Origin of the sequence: Mesorhizobium sp. Z1-4 (genome assembly GCF_004000235.1) — a bacterium.
Classification (GTDB): Bacteria; Pseudomonadota; Alphaproteobacteria; order Rhizobiales; family Rhizobiaceae; genus RCIO01.
On the sequence record NZ_RCIO01000002.1, the window covers coordinates 669,428 to 687,832 of the forward strand.

Consider the following 18,405-nt stretch of genomic DNA (forward strand, 5'->3'; position numbering starts at 1 on the left):
CTGTAAACGATGCAAAATCGGAGCAGGCGGCGCGGGCGTGGTTCCACGTTATGTAAGTGCAGACTTACCGATTCTTACTTCTCATCGATGCAAAAATTGCGAGCCTGGGGGGTCCATTGGCCGAAACCCGTGGCGACCAGATTGGCGATGACGCGGCATATATAGCGCTTTTGAGCGGGGTCGTTGTTCGGACCGGCGTGGTAACGGGCGACCGCCATCGACCATGTCTGATGCTCACCTCTCAGCCGTTTCAGAAAACGGGCCGCATAATCGACGTTGCGTGCCGGATCGAGCATGTCGCGCGGGTTGCGGAACTGATCGCCGTGATAGTGATGGTTGATCTGCATGCATCCGAGATCGATCAGTTTCTTGCCCTCATCGCGCGCCTTTTTGAACTCGTTCAGCGCTTCCGATACCGAGCGTGGAAAGACCGAGCGTCCCTCGATGTTAAGTGCGTATGGGTAAAGGCTGCCGCGACGCCCTGTTTCGGTGAGGCCGACGGCGTAGAGGATCGCCGCGGGAATGCCGTAACGTTCCGCCGCGCCTGCGATATGGCGCTCGCAAACATTGGCGCCTGCCGCGAATGCAGGTGCGCTAGATATAAAGGCCGCTGCCAGCAGGGTCGGAAGTTTCATTGCCCGGTGTCCGTGCGCCATGGCCGCTTTCCTGATCAAAGCCGCGACCGGATTTTCCGCTTCGGTCTTCACTCTGGCCTTCCTGCGACTGCGTGAACTGTTGCTCCCGACCGGTATTGTTCTGCTGCGAACCGGTATTGGCCTGAGATTGCTGGACGGTCACCCGGTCGACCTCGATGCCCATGCCGCGCAGCGCGGTGACAATGGAATCGGAATCGGTCGTCAGCCGCTGCCTTGCCTCGGCGTTCTCAACCGTAATCTCGATTGAGAGTTGGCTTTCAGTGCCTGAGATGCGTGCCGTCACGGTGCCGAGATCGATGGGCTGCAGCTGAATATTGAGGGTCGTGACCATGCCGGGTTTCGCAGCGGCCTGAGGCTGAAGCGAAGCGGCTTCCGAGGCAGCTGCCGCGCGCTGCGCCGATGTCAGGCCCTGGGCGAGCGATTCTGTCAGCGCCGACGCCGTAGGTGTCATTGGCTGCACCGGCGCTGGTGCGGTTTGCTGTGACAGCACCGTCACGCCGGATACGCGCCCGGCCGATTGAGACTGCGCTGCCTGGGGAGGGGACTGGTCTCGTGCGCCGCCCTGTCGGTTGCCTTCGCGATCGCCAGCGTCGGCGCCGCCTTTCTCGCTGTCTCGCCCAATTTCGCCTGCGGCTGCTGAAACCTGCTGTCCGCCCTGGTTCTGCTGCGCGCTCTCGCCACGCTGAGGAGCGGCCGGCTGCTGGCGGGCCTCAGTCGCACTTGCTGCGGCCGAAACGGCATTTGCCGACCGGTTCGCCGGTTGCGGAAGATCGTCATTCCCGCCAGCCTCGGCGGTGCCCCGCAGGTCAGCGCGCGTTTCCGTTTCGGTCGCACGTTCAGCCTGCACGGCCTGCGCTTTCTCGGTCGGCACGACAGCAGCGGAGTGAACCGCGACTTCGGCCACCTTATTGTGCAAGACCGGCAGGGTGCCTGCGTCTTCCCGCAGGCCTTCTTCCTCCTCCGACGTTGCCTCGGTCTTCTCCTGCGTTCCGGCCTCGTCGTCCTTTGCCGGATCGGCGATGTCTTCGCCGAGACCGGTTGCCGTACGGTTCATGAGCTCATTGTAGCGGCTCCACACCGACCGGCCATCCGCTGCTTCGCCCTTCACGGCCGCGCCTTCGCCTTTGGCTCCGGAACCGGAAGCTTTGGCGTCGTTGTTAAGAAGGCTTTTGAATTTGCCGGGCTCGTCGGCAGTTTCGGCCTTGCGGTCTGCGCGGCCGGCACCGGGTTTGACGGCGGTTTCTGAAGTCAGGACAGCCAAACTCATTCCTTTGGTCCTTGGAGCATGTCGTCGATTGATTGGAGTTTGCTGCGCATGTCAGCAATGAACGCGTCGCTCTCGTCCTGTTCGGGCGGATCGACCGAGACCGGTTCAACCAGTGCCGGCTGGGTTTCGGCATCCGGCTCGCTGGCAAGCGGCATCAGCTCTTCGTCTGCCTCGACACTTGCAGGCCGCGCGACCGGTGTTTGCGGCGGCCTTCTTGCCTCGGGAAGCACTGAAACCTCGTCCAGAACCCGAAACGCGGCGTCGAGCAACATGCGGTCACCGGCCGAAAGCCGGCGGCTGTCTATGGATTCAAGGCGTGCCCTGACGGCGTCAACATCCTCGGTGGTGACCGTGGCGACTGTCGAATAAAGCACCGCCCGCGGATCTGCCTCGTTTCCGACCTCCGCAGCCAGCGCCTCCAGGCCGGAGCGAGCAAACTGCAGCAGGCCGGTAAGCTGGTCGATCGCCGCGCGACGGGCCAGCCGCAGGTAGGTCACCTTGGCCTGCTCGTGGTTCATCGCGCCGATAATGCCCGCGACATTTTCAAGATCGATGTTTGCTTCCAGGCCGGTGACGCCGTCAACGAAAGCGTCGGCGAACTGTGTAGCGTAGGGCGAGGCGAGGAAGCGCCTCACATATTGCTCGCAGGCACGCAGGAAGCGCTCCGCGTCGCTCTGAGAGATGGCGAGGGCGATCGAACGCCGGAGCGCTGCCTCCTCGACCAGGGTTCCCGGGCCGATGACCCGAGCCAGGTCAAGATATTCCAGGCTGGCCGCCGGGTCTTCGCTGGCGATGATCGACCCTTTGACGAGCGCAAGGAAAGCAGCGACTTCCGTCTCGATATTGCGAGGGTCGACATCTTTCAGTGCATTCGTGGCATCGCCGAACTGACCTCGCAGATACTCGATTATTCCGGTGCTGATGCGCGCATCGGTCCCGTCAAGCGGAAGTTTGGAGATGATCGAAGCGACCGTTCGCGGATTGCCGCCGCTCATTGCGTAGACCAGCAGCGCACGGAAATTGCGCTTGTCTTCGTAATCCGAGGGTCGGGTCGAAAGCAGGCGGCCGTCAATCAATTCGATCAGCTTGCGCTGCATGGGGAGTGCTGCGTGATCGCCATCGGCAATGCGGTCCTGCAGCAGCTGCAGCGAGCGAACCATCTGGTAGGGCTCGAGCGGCGCCAGTTCTGCCTGCGCTGCCGAAGCCATGAAAGTTAAAGCAGCGGCTGCCGCAATATGGCGCGAAGCCGCAATCATCCCTTCGTCTCAAGCAGAATTTCGATGCGGCGGTTTACGCTGGCGAAGGGGTCCTCGGGCACCTTCAACTGACGGTCGGCGTAGCCGGCAACGCCGGTAATCCGCTGTTCGTTGAGACCGCCGCGGACCAGCATGTAGTAAGTTGCATGGGCCCGGGCAGTGGAAAGGCGCCAGTTGTCGTAGCCGTCGCCGGCAAATGGGCGTCCGTCGGTGTGCCCGTTGATCACCACATGCCCCTGCCGCGAACGCAATGTCTGGCCGATACCGGCCATTGCCACAACCAGGTTGCGGCGTGGAATGGCGGAACCGATTTCGAACATGCCATCCTGAAAGTTGTCAGCGACGGAAATCAGAACTCCGGTGTCTGTCGGCGTGACCGAGATGCCGTCCTGAGAGATACCGCCGAGCGACTGGGCGATTTCCTGGCGAATTTCCTCTGCCAGGTCCTCGCGATCGTCAGCCTGTGCTGTTTTCTGCTTTTCAGCCTCTGCCGCGAGTTCGGCACGCAGCTGTTCGACTTCATCGGCATAGCCGGGCGGTACCTGGCCAGGTTCCTCCAGTTTGGTCTCCGGCTCCTCAGGCAAGAGGCCGGGCAATCTGTTGCTGTCGGTGATTTCGGCCACGACCTCCTCAAGGGTCGTGTCGGTTTCGCCGGCAACGTCGTAGCTGGGGGCAAACGGATCATCGTCGATCGCGGCATTTTCGGGCGGCGGCTGCAGAAGATCGGCGGCGATGGGGCCTTCGGGCAATGACGGCTTGGCGCTTTCTTCTCCGGCTTCCGGCACCTCGATCTGACTGGTCCAGAAATCGGGCGCAAACGGATCGCGATAGGATTCGCCGCCCTGCGCGCCATTGGACGGTCCGGCGTCCTGTGCGCCGCCGTCGCCCCTGGCCGACACGTTCTGAAGGGCTTCGGTATCGCCGGCAATCTCGGACAGAACGGCATAAGGATCGGCGAAAAGCTCGTCCTCGGTATGCTGGCCGACATTCGGCGTTTCAGGGGGGATGTCCTCTTCGGCGGTTTCGGGCGAGGTCATGCGCGTTCCGACGGCATTCTCGGCCGCCGGGCTGCGGGCATCATCTCCCGTAACACTCGAAGATTCCGGGCCCTTGTCGAGGTCGCCGATGCCCTTGCGGGCGGTGTTCCGGTCGACAAGCTTGACCGGGTTGAAATAGCTCGCAAGCGCGGCGCGCGTCTGCTCGTTTGCGGCGTTGATCAACCACATCACGAGGAAGAAGCACATCATGGCCGTCATGAAGTCGGCGAAGGCGATTTTCCACACGCCGCCGTGATGGCCGTCATCGTCATCCATGTTGCCGCGGCGGACAATGATGATTTCCTGCGAGCCTTCGGCGTCGGCCTTCATGCCATGATCTCCGCCAGTGCCGCCGACCAGTCGGACAAGCGTGTTTCGAACAATGCGTCGTCTATAGCCACGGTCAGGTCGATGTTGCCGGTTTCGGTGTATTCCACCCGGTCGGCGTGTTTGCCGAGCCTGGTCTGCAGCGATTCAAACAACGAAAGCGGGCCGTGAACGCGGATGCGGACTGTTTCCCGGTCGCGAACCGCGTTGGCGATTTCCGCCGAGAGCGTTTCGAGCGCCTTTTGCTGAATGTCTTCGGTGAGTGCGGCGCCCAAAATGCGGGCGACGACCGAGGATGTCAGTTCGACCAGCTGCTGTTCCATCTGTTCGAAACGCGCGACGATCAGGTCGCCCGACTTTTCACCGATTTCGGCCTGTAGCCGGGCGATTTCCTGTCCGTGGGCGTCCTTCATCGTTTCGATTTCGGCGGCGTGCTCGGCCGCGAGGCCAGCCGTGGCCTCCGCCACTGCCGTCTGAACGGCTTCGTCGATGAGGGCCTCGGCCGGCGGCGCGGCCGTGGCTGGAGCCTGATGCGCTACCGGTTCGGCGATGCGCACCTTCTTTTCCAGCAGCACGGCGCTGCCGAAATCCTTCAACACATCTGCAAGGGCAGGGGCGGCCATCAGCTAGCTTCCTGCGCTGCCCACTTGCGCAGGATCTGCGCGGTACGCTCTTCGGAAAGGTCGACCATGCGGGCGAGCCGTTCCTGCGGGGCCGGCTTGATCTTGCGGCGAATGTCGTCCGGGGCGTCCTCAGAATAGGTGACCTGGCCGCCGCCCGGCGCACCACCCGACCCGCTTTCTGCCGAGCCGTCCGTAAGTGCCGCCTGCTGGCTCTTGGCGCCGCTGGGCAAGCTGCGCTGAACCTCATCGAAGCTGGGGCCGTTGTTGCCGGCGATAGCCGCCGTCATGGGCCGAATTCCGAACCAGACGACCAGAAAAACAACCAGTACGAACGCGGCTGCGTTGATCATCGTGCCGCTCTGGCGGGTGAGTTGCTCGATAACGCCGCCCCCAGGCGCATCGAAGCCCGCTTCCTCAGCCATGAATTCGACTGCAGAGACCTCCAGCATGTCGCCGCGCGTCTGGTCGAAGCCCGATGCTGACACGACGAGCTTCTGTATGTCTGCGACACGCTCGTTTACCTGCGCTTCGGTCGCGGCGTCGCCGAGGATCGCGCGCAGCCTCGCCTGGTTTACGACCACGGCGATCGACAGTTTGGACACCGAATACCCGTTTGAAACTGTGGCGATGCGCTTGGAATTCAGCTCGTAGTTGGTGATTTCCTCGCGGCGCTCGCTTTGTTCGGACGATTCGGGAGCGCCGCCGCTGCCCTCGACAGACGCCGTCGGCAGGTTCTGCTCGACCGTAGTCGGGTTGGCCGCGGAACGCTGGTTTGCGGAGTCGTTGGAGCGGACGACCTGAACCGACCGCTCGACGCGAGAATTGGGGTCGAAGATGGTCTCTTCGATCTGCCGGGAATCCGTATTGACGTCGGCGCGTACGCTGGCCCGGAAGTTTTCCGGTCCGAGGTAGGGAGCGAGCGCCCGGCGGATGTTGGCTTCGATGTTGGATGCCACCGATTGCTCGACGGTTATGGAGCGGGCCATCGAGCTGTTGCTCGGATCGTCGCCGGAGGCCAGCAGCGTGCCGTTGGAATCGAGCACGGTAACGCTGTCCATATTCAGGCCTGGAACCGCCGCCGCCACCAGGTGACGTATGGCGGATGCGGCGCGCTGGCCGTCTATGCTCGAAGCCCGAATGACGACAGACGCCGTAGGCTTCTGTTCTTCGCGGCGAAAGCTGCCGCGTTCCGGCAGAACGACATGGACGCGCGCGGCGCGGATGCCGGCGATCGACTGGATGGTGCGCGCAATCTCTCCCTCAAGCGCCCGGATGCGGGTGATCTGCTGCATGAATGTCGTGAGGCCGAGCGAGCCGACATTGTCGAAAAGCTCGTAACCGGCATTGGTGCTTGTCGGCAGACCTTTTTCCGCGAGCAGCATTCTGGCCTGCGAGGTCTTGCCGGCCGTCACCAGCAACGTCGTTCCGTCCGAGGCGACGTCGAAATCGATGCCGGCCTCGCCGAGCACCAACCCGATCTGGTTTACGTCTGAGCGTTCGAGGCCGACATAAAGCGTCTCGTAGGCCGGGCGGTTCAGGTAAATCGAGGCGATGGCGATGATGGCGATGACGAGCGCCGCTACACCGCCCATCATTGCGAGCCGTTGCGGCCCGAAGCTGCGAAGATTGTCGATGATTCGCTGAATTTGCTCAGGCACCGGCTGGCTCCGATCATAATCGTGCCATCAACCTACCTGCCGAAGCTTGTGCGAAAATGTAAGAAGGCCGCCCCGAAGGACGGCCTTCCTAATGTCTTGTCCGTTACCGCGATGCGGCTTAGCGGAAGAGCGACAGGATCGACTGCGAGTTGCCGTTGGCGATCGACAGTGCCTGGATACCGAGCTGCTGCTGCACCTGAAGTGCCTGCAGACGGGTCGATTCCTCTTCCATGTCGGCATCGACCAGCTGGCTGACGCCACGGTCCACTGCGTCCATGAGGTTCGACACGAAGTCGCTCTGCATGTCGATGCGGCTCTTGACGGCACCGAGGCTCGAAGCGGCCGACGTGACCGATTCCAGCATATTGTTGACGCCTTCGATGAAGGTCTCGATTTCGGCAGCGGAAGCCGACGAAATGTCGATCGTGGCGAGGCTGAAGTCGTTGCCGTTGCTGGACGAACCGGCATTGGCGATCTGCAGCGTGTCGGTGAGGGCGTCGGTGGCGTGCGTGATTTCCACGGCGTTGCCGTTGGCGGCGACCGTCACGTCGTTGGTGGTGTCGATGCCGGCATCGGTGAGAGCCTGATCGAGAACGAGCGCCATGTTGGCCGCGTTCGAAATCACACCGTCGGTGGAGCTCAAAGCCGTGTCGACAGTCGCCTTGTTGATCGTGACCGAGGTCGTCACGCCGTTGCGGATGAGGTCGAAGCTGATCTCGTTGTTGCCGCTCAGCGTCACGCCGGCGCTTGCGTCAGCAAACACGGCCACGACAGCCTCGGTGCCGGCGCCGTCACCGGCGTCCTGTGCAACGTCCTGAACGTTACCGTCTGCAGCCAGAGCAACACCCTGATCCAGCAGGCCGGCGCCGGTGGCGCTTGCATCAAAAAGCGAGATGTTGCCGAGCCCGATGTCGATCTTGCCCAGGGTAACGCTATTGTCGGCGTTACGGGTGAAGGAGCCGACGATCGACTGGGTTGCGGAGTAGCCGGAAGCCGAAGAGTCGACCGACAGCCAGTTGGAGCCCGAGAACGAGGCCGAAGACGCAAGGCTGGTCAGCTGGCTCTGAAGCTCGGTGATTTCAGACTGAATCTTGGACTTGTCGACGCCAGGAGCGGTTGCTGCAACCAGCTTTGTCTTGATCTCGTCGATGTAATCCTTTGCGGAATCCATCGCGGTGTATGCAACGTCGACGGTCGCGGCGCCGAGGCCGAGCGAATCCTGAACGGTCGAAAGCGCCTTGTTGTCGGAACGCATCGTGGTAGCGATCGACCAGTAGGCGGCGTTGTCGGACGCTTCAGCGACACGATAGCCGGTGGAAATACGGCCCTGGGTAACGTCCAACTGCTTGTTGGTCGCTTTCAGGGTCTGCAGTGCCGTCATTGCGGCGGAGTTCGTCATGATACTGGACATGGGACCTGCCCCTCATAGGTAGCTATTCTCGGGACATACCGGGCTGACCGGTTTGACGGAGCGGCATCATGCCCATGACCACCTTTGGTGGGTCACCCGCCATGCTGGGGCGAATATGGGCGGCAAATCCTACTAAACTGATAATTTTCAACGCAAAGTGTTGAAGACACGAAATTCGTTCAATTACGCAACGTAAGATTGACAATAGTCATACAAATGATCTGACGAGGCTGCCCACGAGCAAGTTCCAACCGTCGATCAAAACGAAGAAGAGTATCTTGAAGGGAAGCGAAACCACTGTCGGTGGAAGCATCATCATGCCCATCGACATGGTGATCGTGGCAACGATCAAGTCGATGACCAGAAACGGAAGCACGATCAGGAAGCCGATTTCGAAGCCGCGGCGTATTTCCGAAATCATGAAGGCGGGTACGAGAACCCGCAGATCGGTTTGTGCGCCATCGACCACCAGGCTCTCGCGCTCGCGTGCGAGATCCACGAAGAGTGCGTAATCCTTTTCGCGTACATTGGCCGCCATGAAATCGCGGAACGGGTCGGAGATGCGGCGCAGCGCCTCATCTTCTTCGATTTCGTTGTTCATCAGCGGCTGGATGCCGTCGTTCCAGGCCCGATCGAATGTTGGCGCCATCACGTAGAAGGTCATGAACAGGGCCAGGCTGATCAGAATGAGATTGGCCGGCGTAGTCGGCAGGCCGATGCCTGCGCGCAGGATCGAGAAAGCAATGACAAAACGGGTGAAGCTGGTCACCATTATGAGGATGCCGGGCGCAACCGACAAAATGGTGATCAAGCCGAACAGCTGAATGATCGTCCCGATGGTCGAACCGTCGGCCTGGGCTAGCTGGCCGAGATCGATTTGCTGGGCCGATGCCGGGCCGGCAGCGAGCAGGAGAAGCGGAAGGGCGGCCCCGATACGTCTCATTCGAACAGCAGCGTCCTGACCAGCACCTTGTCGACGCGGCCGCCGCTGCGGATGCGGGCGCGTTCCTCAAGGTCGGTCTTCATGTGCTGAAAGCCGCTTGCCCCCTGTATCTGGCGTGCCTTGACGGTGCGCAGATAAGCGAGGAAATCCTGATGGATCGCTTCGGCGACCATTGGGTCGGGCGCTTCCTTGAAGACCAGCGCCAGTTCCATCCGGGCCCAGATATCGACCGGGTCGGCAAGGTTGGTGCTGATCGGCTCGAGCCTGAAGACATTCAGTGCTTCGGCAACATCGTCCGAACCGGGCAGTTTGTCGTAGCCGTTTTCCTCGCCGATCTGCTTGCCGGTGCCGACTGTCGGCTTGTCGCCGGTCATGAGCGAACCGGTCAGCCAGCCGGTCCCGGCCGCCGCCCCGGTAAGCAGCAGCAGCATCGCCAGCTGGATGACGATCGACGGTCCCTTCTTCGGGGTCTTTTCCGCGTCGGCTTTTGCCATAGCCTGCCTTCAACCCGTCAGAATGGAAGCACGTTGTCGAGGAGCTGCTGGCCATAGGGAGGCTGCTGAACCTCGGTCAACCTGCCGCGGCCGCCGTAGGATATGCGCGCTTCGGCGATGCGCTCGTAGTCGATCGTGTTGTTTGCACCGATGTCGGAAGGCCTCACGATGCCCGCGATGGTGAGAATGCGAAGCTCGGCGTTGACGCGCACTTCCTGGGAGCCGCTGATCACCAGATTGCCATTCGGCAGCACGTCGGTCACGACGGCGGCGACCGACAGATTGATGCTCTCGGAGCGCGTCGTCGCGCCCGAACCATCGCTCGAGGTGCCCGACGTGATCCCGCCGTCGGCCGACAACGATCCGGCGGTCGCCGACGCACTCAGACCCAGTGTGCGGGAGACTGTGCGCTTGCGGTCGGATTCGTTCTTGAACTGCGCCCGGTCGTCGATCTCGATCGAAACCGTGAGAATGTCGCCGACGGATAAGGCGCGGCGGTCGGTGAACAGGCGGCTCTGGCGGTCGTTCCAGAGCGAGAACCGGCGCACCGGCTCGGCTGGTGCATCCGGATATTCCGAAGCCGACATTGCCGCAGCGCCCACACCCAGCGCCACCGGCGACAGCCTCGGCGGAACGCCGATTTCATCCATGGCGGTGCAGGCGCCCAACATCAGAACGAGAGCGACAATGACGAAACTACGCATCAACTGGGGTCCTTCTTGCGCGCCGCATTGACCATGATGCCGGTCAGCGATGCGGCGGTTTCGACTTGCATCTCGTTCAGGATGACGCTCGCCTTGCGGGTATCGAGGCTCATGAGGATGGCGGCGGCGGTCTCGGCGCGCAGCTCGCCCAGCTGGCTCGCGGCCGCATCGGGGCGCATATTGGCATAGATGCCGACCACGGCTTCCTGCGCCTGCTGCATGAACCGGTTGCGCCGGGTCAGCCAGACCTCGTATTCGGCCCGTTTGGCTTCCAGTTTCTCGATGCGTTCGTCGATGTCGGCCTGAAGCTTTTCCAGCTCCATCTTCTGAAGCTGATAGCGGCGGTCGCGCGCGGCATCGGCAATGTTTCCGCAGAAGCGGGCGATCTCTTCCGCGCTGGACGTTGCCGGCCTGGCACCTTGCGACAATGTCTGGGAAACAGCCGGTATCGCGGTGCCGAAGGCAAGCAGCGGCAGTGCGACTGCGAGCCCTGCCATTGCCATTCTGCGGTTGCTGTTACGTCCACTCACCGCGCCGCCTCCTACTGGACCACCAGTTCGGCCTGCAGTGCGCCGGCAGACTTGATCGCCTGCAGGATCGCAATGACGCCGTCGGGTTTCACGCCGATGCGGTTCAGGCCTGCAACGAGCGTTTGCAGGTCGGGACCGTCGAGGATTGCAACTTTGGAATCGGGACGCTCGACCTCAATCGCGGTGAATGGTTCGATCTCGGTTTCACCGAGCGAGAACGGCTCGGGCTGGACGACACGCGGCATCTCGGTAATGCGAACAGTGAGCGCGCCATGGCTGATCGCGACCCGTGCAATCCGGACGTCCTGGCCGATGACGATCGTGCCGCTGCGTTCGTCGATGACGACGCGGGCCGGCGTATCGGATTCGACCTGGATGTTCTCAAGTTCGGCATAGAAGCGCGCCGCAGACACGCCCCCGGGTTTGCGTATCATGATGGTGCGGGAGTCCTGCTCCGCGGCGACCAAGCCCCCATATCGTGCCTGCGAGAACTGATTGATGGCGTCGGTGACACGGACCGCGGTCGAGAAATCCGGGTTGCGGAGTTGCAGGGTCAAAGTCTGGAAGTCGTTGAATTCGGCATCGACCTGCCGTTCCACGATCGCGCCATTGGGAACCCGGCCGCTGGTGGGCACGCCCTGCGTCACCTGTTCGGCCTGGCCCTGCGCGTTGAAACCCGAAACGACGACCGGTCCCTGTGCGACGGCGTAAATTTCGCCGTCGGCAGCGCGCAGCGGCGTCATGATAAGCATGCCGCCTTGCAACGACGTCGCATCGCCCAGCGATGACACCGAGACATCGATGCGCGCTCCGGATTGCACGAAGGGAGGCATGTTGGCCGTGACGATCACCGCGGCGACATTGTTGGAACGGACGCGCCCGCCCTCGGTGGCGATGCCCAGATTCTCCAGCATTGCCCGCATCGACTGCTCGGTGAACGGCGAATTGCGCAGCCCGTCGCCGCTTCCCATCAGACCGATCACCAGCCCGTATCCGACGAGCTGATTGTCGCGCGCGCCCTGCAGCGTGGCGATGTCCTTGATGCGGGACCCGCCAATGGCGTCGCCGCCAGCGAATGCCGGCGACAGGGGAGACAGTGCAACGATCAGCGCAAGCGCAAGCCGACGTATCATGTCGCGCCGACCCTCACTGTGCCGTCGGCCATGATGATGCCGGAAAAGACCACGCCGCTGTCGATATTGCGAACGCGGATGAGGTCGCCCACGGATCCCGGCTGCAACGGTACCGCGACGGCCGAGATAGTCAGGCTTCCCTGAACGAACTGGACCTGAACGGGTTTTCCGGCCTCGACCGCATAAGCCTCGCGCAGCGAGCTGAGTGCGATAAGCCGTCCGGGCAGCAGCGTCCGGCGCGCGACCTTGCCTTCAACTTCGGACCGGTCATAGGCGAGCGGCGGTAGCCCCGCAGTGGATCTGCGCAGGGCGACCGACTGGACGTCGGCGGTTGTCACCAACTCGCCCGGATACACCACCCGCGTCGGCACGACGACAGTGTCCTGCGCGAATGCCATGAGAGCCGACGCCGCCAAAATGGCGGCGGCGATGGGCAGGGATATCCAGCGCGCCAGCGCCATCAGCGCATGCCCTGGGTGATCGTCGATGCCATTTCGTCGGCGGCCTTGATGACCTTGGAGTTCATCTCATAGGCGCGCTGAGCGGAGATCAGTTCGGTGATCTCCTTGACCGGGTCGACATTCGATGCCTCGAGGTAGCCCTGTTCGATTGTTGCAAAGCCCGGGTCGCCCGGGATGCCGACATTGGCGGGACCCGACGCGGTCGTTTCCTGGAAAAGATTGTCGCCGAGCGGTGCAAGGCCTGCCTGGTTGGAGAAGGTTGCCAGCGTGAGCTGGCCGAGCTCTTCGAGTTCCTGCTGGTCGGCAAGACGGGCGAATATCTGGCCCGACTTGTTGACGATCACCTCGATGGCGTTCTCCGGCACCGTGATGTTTGGAGAGACGGAAAAGCCGTCCGGCGTCACGATCATGCCGGTCGCGTTGGTGTTGAATGCTCCGGCGCGGGTGTAGAGCGGTGTGCCGTCGGCACCTTCGATCATGAACCAGCCATTGCCGGTCAGCGCCAGATCGAGCGGGTTGCCGGTGCTGACCAGGGAACCCTGCAGGTGAACGTTGCGCACGGCAACCGTCTTCACGCCAAGGCCGACCATCGCACCTTCCGGAACAACGCTGGTGTTCGCGCGGTTGGGCACGCCCTGCAGGCGCTCCGTCTGGTAGAGCAGGTCGGAAAACTCCGCGCGGGCGCGCTTGAAGCCGGTGGTGTTGATGTTGGCGATATTGTTGGCGATGACTTCCAGATTGAGCTGCTGGGCATTCATGCCGGTTGCCGCGATGGCGAGTGCTTTCATTTCAGGTCACCTTTCAGATCGGCATTCGGCTGATTTCGAGATAGGACTGCACGATCTTGTCGCGGATCGAGATCGCTGCCCTGAGCGTCTGCTCTGCATCCATCACCGCATCGACCACTTCGCGCATGTCGGCACCGCCCTGGATTGCAGATACGGAGAGTTTCTCGGCGCTCTGCATGGACGTAATGGTGTCTCCTGCGGCCTTGTTTAGGGCATCGGCGAATGACGTCGCTGCCGCTGCATCGGCCTGGGGCGCGGGCTTGTTAGTCGCTGACGTAAGTACGTTCTGCGCCGTCGACAGAATGTTGAGTGCGGTGAGAGCACCGATGGGCATCATGAAGTCCTCAGCAGGTCGATCGTCATGGAAATCAGTTCCCGCGATTGCTTGATGTTCTGAAGATTGGCTTCGTAGCCGCGGATCGCCTCACGCATGTCGGCCATTTCGACCAGGATGTTCACGTTGGGCATCTTCACATAGCCGAACTCGTCCGCTGCCTCGTGGCCGGGCTGATATTCGACTGGAAAGTCGCTGGGGTCCGAACCCACAGAGGCGACGTCGACCATGCTGGCACCGCTGGCGCGGTCGAGCTCGGCGGCGAACGTCACCGTCTTGCGCTGATAGGGATCGCCACCGGGCAGCTTGGCCGTCGACTGTGCGTTGGCAAGGTTTTCGGAAACCACACGCAGACGTTCCGACTGTGCGGTCATTCCGGACGCGGCGACTTTGAGGGAAGAAAACAGCGGGTCCATCGCGTCAGCCCTGCGAAGCCATGAGAAGCATGCGGTGGAATGCTTTCACCAAGCCTGTGTTGAGCTCGAACGAACGCCGGACTTCACCGGCCTTGATCAGTTCGGACTCCAGCTCGACCGTGTTCTGCGACGGCAAAAGTGCGCCCTCCGGTTCGATTTCCTTGAGTGAGAACGAGGCCTCGGACGTACCGGCGCCGATGTGCCCGGGGTGTGTGGCCGCCATCTTCACGGCGGTGCCGGACACCAGGCTTTCAAACGGCTCGATGTCCGAAGCCCTGAATCCCGGTGTGTTTGCGTTGGCGATGTTGCTCGAAACGGCCGACTGGCGAACGGCAAGCCACTTGGCCTGCTGCGCGGCGATGTCGAACAAATTTACGGCCTGCATAGCAAATTCCTTTTGCAGCAGACCGAAGTTAGGATGCGGGCCTTGCGCGGGCCTTGCGGCGGCCGCCAGCTAGCGGCCGAGGCCCGACAGCGGTACGATCTTGTCGTCGCTGGTGACCACGACCCAGCCTTCGCGCCGCTGCTCGATCGTTGAGACACGGCTTTTGTCGGGCAACAGCGAACCGGCCTGAACGATGTAAAGACCTTCTTCGTCTTCGATCATCGCGCGGCCGTTTGCGACGTGGACGACACGATATTCCGGCACCGGCAAATCGTCGCCCGGGAACGGTTGGTCGGATAGCGGTACTTCGCCCACCGAAGGATCCGATGCGTCCGGAACAGCACCGGTGGCAATGCGGTCGAGCTCGAGCAGCGGCACATCCTCAAGGGAAAAGCCCTGGCCAACGAGCGTCGGCTGGTAGGTCAGGTTCTCCGGCAAGACCTGCGTCGAGCCGCCACCCGAGAACTGGACGCCGCGGATGCCGAACTGATCCTGGTTGAAAAAGACGTACCAGGGAAAGAATGCGCAAACGAGGCCAAGCGATATCCCAAGCCCGGCCACGATGATGTCGCCAGAACGTTCTTTCAGGTGCCTGCGCTTCCGGCGCGCCGCCTGGCTCTTGTCGTTGAGTTCCAGCAAACCCCTGAGGATGCCGTTGCTTCGTTCCCTAAGACTGATCAACGGGAGCCTCCCTGGCTTTCAGGTGCCTGGCGAGGTCGGCGAAGGGATCGTGCGAACGCGGGTCCTGCGGACCTTGTGACAGGGCTTCATAGATTGTCGGTATCTGGCGGACAGCGAGATCGAGCTCGGCATCGGCGCCCGGTTGGTAGGCACCCAGGAGCCGGATATCGCGGGTGTCTTCATAACGCGAGATCATCGATTTCAGCCGCGCAGCGAGCATTTGCTGGTCCTGGGTCCAGGCACGCGCCGCAAGCCGCGAGATCGATGCCAGCGGATCGACTGCGGGAAAGCGGCCCTGCTCGGCAATCGCCCTGTCCAGAACGATATGCCCGTCAAGGATGCCACGCACGGAATCGGCGACAGGATCATTGTGATCGTCACCGTCGACGAGAACAGACAGGATGGCGGTGATCGATCCGCGGCCTTCGACACCGGGCCCGGCGCGTTCCAGCAGTCTTGGAAGGTCGGTGAAGACGGAAGCCGGATATCCGCGTGCGACGGGCGGTTCGCCGGTTCCGGTCGCGACTTCGCGCAGCGCATGCGCGAGGCGCGTTATGGAATCGAGAACCAGCAAAACCCGGTCGCCGCGATCCCGGTAATGTTCGGCAATGCGCATTGCAGTATCGGGTGCGCGCCGCCGCATCATCGCGCTTTCGTCGCTGGTCGCGACAACAGCCACGGTCTTTTTCATGGTGTCGGGGCCGAGCGTATCCTCGAGGAATTCGCGCACCTCGCGGCCCCGCTCTCCGACCAGTGCAACGACCACCGTGTCGAATGCGTCGGCGGCCGCCAGCATCGCCAGGAGGGTCGATTTGCCCACGCCGGAACCGGCGAACACGCCCAGCCTCTGGCCGTAACAGAGCGGCGTGAAAATATCGATGACACGCACGCCCGTCTTGAACGGCGCATCGACGCGGGCGCGCCGCAACGGTGCGGGCGTCTCCGGTACGAAGGTAGCGGTTCCGCCGATCAGCGGTCCGGCATTGTCGATCGGGCGGGCGCGGGCATCGATTACCCTGCCGCGCCAGCTGTCGCCGGGGCTGATCGATGTCGGTCCGCGATTGAAAACCGCCTGGCCGAGAGAAACGTCGGTGCTGCTCTCGAAGGGTGCCACGAGCACGCTGCCGGGGTTGATGCGAACGATTTCGCCGGAGCGTGTGCCGCGCCGCGTGTGCAGGTCGACGACGTCGCCGAGCCTTGCGGAGCGCGACAGGCCGTCGACGCGCAAATGGGTGGCGGTCACCTCCACCACGTGCCCACCCAGGCGCAGGGTTTCGCCGGGTTCGCTGAACCGGCTGTAGAGCGCCTCGAGAGCATGGAGCGCGTGAAGGCCGTCGTTGCGCGTTGCCGGAAGGTTTTCTGATGTCGTCAAAAGTACTGCCTCAGCCTGCGCCAAGCGTGCGAATGGAGGTGTCCATTGCCTCCTCGCTATCGCGCATCAGGGCGGTAACCTGGTCGAACGCGCGCTGGACCTGGATGAGTTCCATCATCTCCTTGACTGCGTTGACGTTGGAATCCTCCACGAAGCCCTGCGCAACGCCGACCTGCTGCCGGTCGACAATCGGCTCGGGAGTGCCCTCGGGGATGATGCCGGAATTGCCGAACCGGACGAAGTTCACTCCCGGGGTGAAGTTGAACAGGCCCACGGCGCCGACCTGGCGCCCGTTCTGACGCAGCATGCCATCCGCGCCGGCTTCGGGAGGTCCACCGAGCGGGTCGAGCTGCAGCGGCGCGCCGCCGGCATCGAGCACGCCGTGGCCGTCGAGTGTGACAAGCTCACCGGTGGTGCGCATCGAGAACCGGCCGTCGCGGGTCATGACGGTCCCAGATGGAGTTTCGATGGCGAACCAGGCGTCGCCCTGAATGGCGAAATCGAGCGGGTTGCCGGTTTCGCGGAGCGAGCCGTTCACATCGGCGATGTAGGTATCGCCGGAGGAAACGAACGAAACGGAGTTGCTGCCGCTGCCCGATACCATGTCCTCGAATTTCACCCCGGTGGCGCGATATCCGACTGTGCTCGTGTTTGCCATGTTATCGGCAATTGTGGTGAGCCGCCGCTCAAGGGCGACCTGAGAAGAAAGCGCGACATAGAGGCCGGTTTCCATTGTGTGTCTCCTTATCCGCGCAGCCGCTGCAAGGTGAGCAACACGTCGGTTGATATGCCGAATTCGAGGGGCTGACCGAAAAGCACCGACGCGGGCGACGAAGCCGCCGACTGGCCATTGTTCAGCTCCCACATGCTGGTGAAGCGCGCCAGAAACTTCCCGAGTGCTTCCGGTTCCTTGAGGTCGGCGAAATCCATCCGCTCCGACAGCATGGCCGCCTGCCGGTCGATATCGGCGGTGGCGCTGGATGCCGGTATGCCGAGCGCCGTGCGGACCACCGTTGCCAGCGCCTGGTCGGCCAGTATCTGATACGGGTTGTTGAGCGAGCCTGCCTTGCGCTGAAAATAGAGTGCGAGCCGCACACCCTCGTTCTGGCTTCCGGCTTCCTCTTCCAGCGTCTGACGCGCATAGTTTGCCACCGCGCCATGCTGTGCGGCCGTGAAGACGGTGGCCTTTTCGCCGTGTGCGGCGAAGTCGAAAGCGGTAGCGAACTCGGCGTAGGCGGGATTGGATTGTCTGTTGGCGAGGCTGTCGGGATCGGTGACGCCGCCCGCAAGGATTTTCCGCATGAAGTCCTTGTCGTCGAGCCGGTCCGTGAGCCCATAGGCCTTCATCGCATAACTGAAGAGCGCATCGTCGGCGAGAAACTGGTCGATCGACGTCACGTCCTTGATGCGGGCGAGGTAGTCTTCGTTCTGTGCTTTCAGGATCGGATTGTCGAATGCCACGCCGGCCAGCGTCGCCTGCAGCTGATAGCGTGTCACCGTTCCTTGCTGGGCGTCGCTGTAAACGGTGGCCTGGCTGCCATGCGCGGCGAAATTGTAGCTCTTGGCGAATTCCAGGTAGCGCTTGTCCGTCAGCTTATTGGCGAAACTGTCGGGGTCTTTGGCGCCGCCTTCCAGCACCTTGACCATAAAGGCCTTGGCATAGGCCATGTCGCTCAAGCCGTGTGCCTTCATGGCATAGTTGAAAAGCCGCGTGTCGGAGACGAATTCGTCGATCGACGTCACCTTGGCGATGTTGTTCGCGTAGTACTCGGTTTCCCGAGCGACCAGGGGCTTGTTCTCGACGCGCGTCAGCGACCGCTCGATATCACGCGTGATGAGCTGGTAGCTGGTGAAGGTGCTAACCAAGGCAGGTCTCCGGCAATTGCGTGTCCTGGATATGTGATGACGCTTGCGTGAGGCTGATCGGAC

At 62.3% G+C, this 18,405-nt stretch carries 21 protein-coding genes; all 21 read right to left on the reverse strand.

Annotated features, from left to right (window positions below; all coding sequences use genetic code 11):
* Positions 1–74: 74 nt before the first annotated feature.
* Complete coding sequence (locus EP165_RS10280) at positions 75–635, reverse strand: transglycosylase SLT domain-containing protein (RefSeq protein WP_127522078.1); 561 nt, start codon at positions 633–635, stop codon at positions 75–77.
* Positions 595–1,923, reverse strand: coding sequence for a flagellar hook-length control protein FliK (locus EP165_RS10285; RefSeq protein WP_127522080.1), 1,329 nt, complete (start codon positions 1,921–1,923; stop codon positions 595–597). Before EP165_RS10285 ends, EP165_RS10280 begins: the two co-directional genes overlap by 41 nt.
* Positions 1,920–3,179 (reverse strand): MotC family chemotaxis protein, encoded by a 1,260-nt coding sequence (locus tag EP165_RS10290; protein WP_501981670.1) that lies wholly within the window; start codon positions 3,177–3,179, stop codon positions 1,920–1,922. The genes EP165_RS10285 and EP165_RS10290 overlap by 4 nt, the downstream gene beginning before the upstream one ends.
* Positions 3,176–4,546 carry a MotB family protein gene (locus EP165_RS10295; protein ID WP_127522084.1) on the reverse strand — a complete coding sequence of 457 codons (1,371 nt, stop codon included), beginning with the start codon at positions 4,544–4,546 and terminating at the stop codon, positions 3,176–3,178. The genes EP165_RS10290 and EP165_RS10295 overlap by 4 nt, the downstream gene beginning before the upstream one ends.
* Entirely contained in the window at positions 4,543–5,166 is a 624-nt protein-coding gene (locus EP165_RS10300) for a FliH/SctL family protein (RefSeq protein WP_127522086.1), read from the reverse strand. Before EP165_RS10300 ends, EP165_RS10295 begins: the two co-directional genes overlap by 4 nt.
* Positions 5,166–6,824, reverse strand: coding sequence for a flagellar basal-body MS-ring/collar protein FliF (gene fliF / locus EP165_RS10305; RefSeq protein WP_127522088.1), 1,659 nt, complete (start codon positions 6,822–6,824; stop codon positions 5,166–5,168). The genes EP165_RS10300 and fliF overlap by 1 nt, the downstream gene beginning before the upstream one ends.
* A gap of 118 nt (positions 6,825–6,942) precedes the next feature.
* A complete protein-coding gene (locus tag EP165_RS10310; protein ID WP_127522090.1) occupies positions 6,943–8,235 on the reverse strand; it encodes a flagellin N-terminal helical domain-containing protein in 1,293 nt (430 codons plus the stop codon).
* Between the two features lie 208 nt (positions 8,236–8,443).
* The gene (gene fliP / locus EP165_RS10315) at positions 8,444–9,178 is read right to left on the reverse strand and encodes a flagellar type III secretion system pore protein FliP (protein WP_127522092.1); all 735 of its coding nucleotides are present in this window, start codon (positions 9,176–9,178) and stop codon (positions 8,444–8,446) included.
* Positions 9,175–9,672 (reverse strand): flagellar basal body-associated FliL family protein, encoded by a 498-nt coding sequence (locus EP165_RS10320; protein WP_127522094.1) that lies wholly within the window; start codon positions 9,670–9,672, stop codon positions 9,175–9,177. Before EP165_RS10320 ends, fliP begins: the two co-directional genes overlap by 4 nt.
* A gap of 17 nt (positions 9,673–9,689) precedes the next feature.
* Entirely contained in the window at positions 9,690–10,376 is a 687-nt protein-coding gene (gene flgH, locus EP165_RS10325) for a flagellar basal body L-ring protein FlgH (protein ID WP_127522096.1), read from the reverse strand.
* A complete protein-coding gene (locus EP165_RS10330) occupies positions 10,376–10,873 on the reverse strand; it encodes a MotE family protein (protein WP_245440096.1) in 498 nt (165 codons plus the stop codon). Before EP165_RS10330 ends, flgH begins: the two co-directional genes overlap by 1 nt.
* 44 nt (positions 10,874–10,917) lie before the next feature.
* A complete protein-coding gene (locus EP165_RS10335) occupies positions 10,918–12,039 on the reverse strand; it encodes a flagellar basal body P-ring protein FlgI (RefSeq protein WP_127522098.1) in 1,122 nt (373 codons plus the stop codon).
* On the reverse strand, positions 12,036–12,500 hold the full coding sequence (gene flgA, locus EP165_RS10340; RefSeq protein WP_127522100.1) for a flagellar basal body P-ring formation chaperone FlgA: 465 nt from the start codon (positions 12,498–12,500) through the stop codon (positions 12,036–12,038). Before flgA ends, EP165_RS10335 begins: the two co-directional genes overlap by 4 nt.
* Positions 12,500–13,288 carry a flagellar basal-body rod protein FlgG gene (gene flgG, locus EP165_RS10345; RefSeq protein ID WP_127522102.1) on the reverse strand — a complete coding sequence of 263 codons (789 nt, stop codon included), beginning with the start codon at positions 13,286–13,288 and terminating at the stop codon, positions 12,500–12,502. The genes flgA and flgG overlap by 1 nt, the downstream gene beginning before the upstream one ends.
* Positions 13,289–13,301: 13 nt before the next feature.
* Positions 13,302–13,625 (reverse strand): flagellar hook-basal body complex protein FliE, encoded by a 324-nt coding sequence (gene fliE / locus EP165_RS10350; protein ID WP_127522104.1) that lies wholly within the window; start codon positions 13,623–13,625, stop codon positions 13,302–13,304.
* Positions 13,622–14,038, reverse strand: a complete 417-nt coding sequence (gene flgC, locus EP165_RS10355; protein ID WP_127522106.1) for a flagellar basal body rod protein FlgC — start codon at positions 14,036–14,038, stop codon at positions 13,622–13,624. Before flgC ends, fliE begins: the two co-directional genes overlap by 4 nt.
* Positions 14,039–14,042: 4 nt before the next feature.
* The gene (gene flgB, locus EP165_RS10360; protein ID WP_127522108.1) at positions 14,043–14,423 is read right to left on the reverse strand and encodes a flagellar basal body rod protein FlgB; all 381 of its coding nucleotides are present in this window, start codon (positions 14,421–14,423) and stop codon (positions 14,043–14,045) included.
* Between the two features lie 69 nt (positions 14,424–14,492).
* On the reverse strand, positions 14,493–15,104 hold the full coding sequence (locus tag EP165_RS10365) for a hypothetical protein (protein ID WP_245440097.1): 612 nt from the start codon (positions 15,102–15,104) through the stop codon (positions 14,493–14,495).
* The gene (gene fliI / locus EP165_RS10370; RefSeq protein ID WP_127522110.1) at positions 15,091–16,476 is read right to left on the reverse strand and encodes a flagellar protein export ATPase FliI; all 1,386 of its coding nucleotides are present in this window, start codon (positions 16,474–16,476) and stop codon (positions 15,091–15,093) included. Before fliI ends, EP165_RS10365 begins: the two co-directional genes overlap by 14 nt.
* A 10-nt stretch (positions 16,477–16,486) precedes the next feature.
* Positions 16,487–17,209 carry a flagellar basal-body rod protein FlgF gene (gene flgF, locus EP165_RS10375; protein ID WP_127522113.1) on the reverse strand — a complete coding sequence of 241 codons (723 nt, stop codon included), beginning with the start codon at positions 17,207–17,209 and terminating at the stop codon, positions 16,487–16,489.
* An 11-nt stretch (positions 17,210–17,220) separates the two neighbouring features.
* Positions 17,221–18,342: a DUF1217 domain-containing protein gene (locus EP165_RS10380; RefSeq protein ID WP_127522115.1), complete on the reverse strand. Its 1,122-nt coding sequence runs from the start codon at positions 18,340–18,342 to the stop codon at positions 17,221–17,223.
* Positions 18,343–18,405 lie beyond the last annotated feature (63 nt).

Coding starts and splice junctions, on each gene's coding strand:
- flgH (WP_127522096.1), bottom strand. CDS start 10,376: ATGCGTAGTTTCGTCATTGTCGCTCTCGTTCTGATGTTGGGCGCCTGC.
- flgG (WP_127522102.1), bottom strand. CDS start 13,288: ATGAAAGCACTCGCCATCGCGGCAACCGGCATGAATGCCCAGCAGCTC.
- fliE (WP_127522104.1), bottom strand. CDS start 13,625: ATGATGCCCATCGGTGCTCTCACCGCACTCAACATTCTGTCGACGGCG.
- EP165_RS10290 (WP_501981670.1), bottom strand. CDS start 3,179: ATGATTGCGGCTTCGCGCCATATTGCGGCAGCCGCTGCTTTAACTTTC.
- EP165_RS10280 (WP_127522078.1), bottom strand. CDS start 635: ATGAAACTTCCGACCCTGCTGGCAGCGGCCTTTATATCTAGCGCACCT.
- EP165_RS10295 (WP_127522084.1), bottom strand. CDS start 4,546: ATGAAGGCCGACGCCGAAGGCTCGCAGGAAATCATCATTGTCCGCCGC.
- EP165_RS10320 (WP_127522094.1), bottom strand. CDS start 9,672: ATGGCAAAAGCCGACGCGGAAAAGACCCCGAAGAAGGGACCGTCGATC.
- flgB (WP_127522108.1), bottom strand. CDS start 14,423: ATGCAGGCCGTAAATTTGTTCGACATCGCCGCGCAGCAGGCCAAGTGG.
- EP165_RS10285 (WP_127522080.1), bottom strand. CDS start 1,923: ATGAGTTTGGCTGTCCTGACTTCAGAAACCGCCGTCAAACCCGGTGCC.
- flgC (WP_127522106.1), bottom strand. CDS start 14,038: ATGGACCCGCTGTTTTCTTCCCTCAAAGTCGCCGCGTCCGGAATGACC.
- flgF (WP_127522113.1), bottom strand. CDS start 17,209: ATGGAAACCGGCCTCTATGTCGCGCTTTCTTCTCAGGTCGCCCTTGAG.
- fliP (WP_127522092.1), bottom strand. CDS start 9,178: ATGAGACGTATCGGGGCCGCCCTTCCGCTTCTCCTGCTCGCTGCCGGC.
- flgA (WP_127522100.1), bottom strand. CDS start 12,500: ATGGCGCTGGCGCGCTGGATATCCCTGCCCATCGCCGCCGCCATTTTG.
- EP165_RS10300 (WP_127522086.1), bottom strand. CDS start 5,166: ATGGCCGCCCCTGCCCTTGCAGATGTGTTGAAGGATTTCGGCAGCGCC.
- EP165_RS10330 (WP_245440096.1), bottom strand. CDS start 10,873: ATGGCAGGGCTCGCAGTCGCACTGCCGCTGCTTGCCTTCGGCACCGCG.
- EP165_RS10310 (WP_127522090.1), bottom strand. CDS start 8,235: ATGTCCAGTATCATGACGAACTCCGCCGCAATGACGGCACTGCAGACC.
- EP165_RS10335 (WP_127522098.1), bottom strand. CDS start 12,039: ATGATACGTCGGCTTGCGCTTGCGCTGATCGTTGCACTGTCTCCCCTG.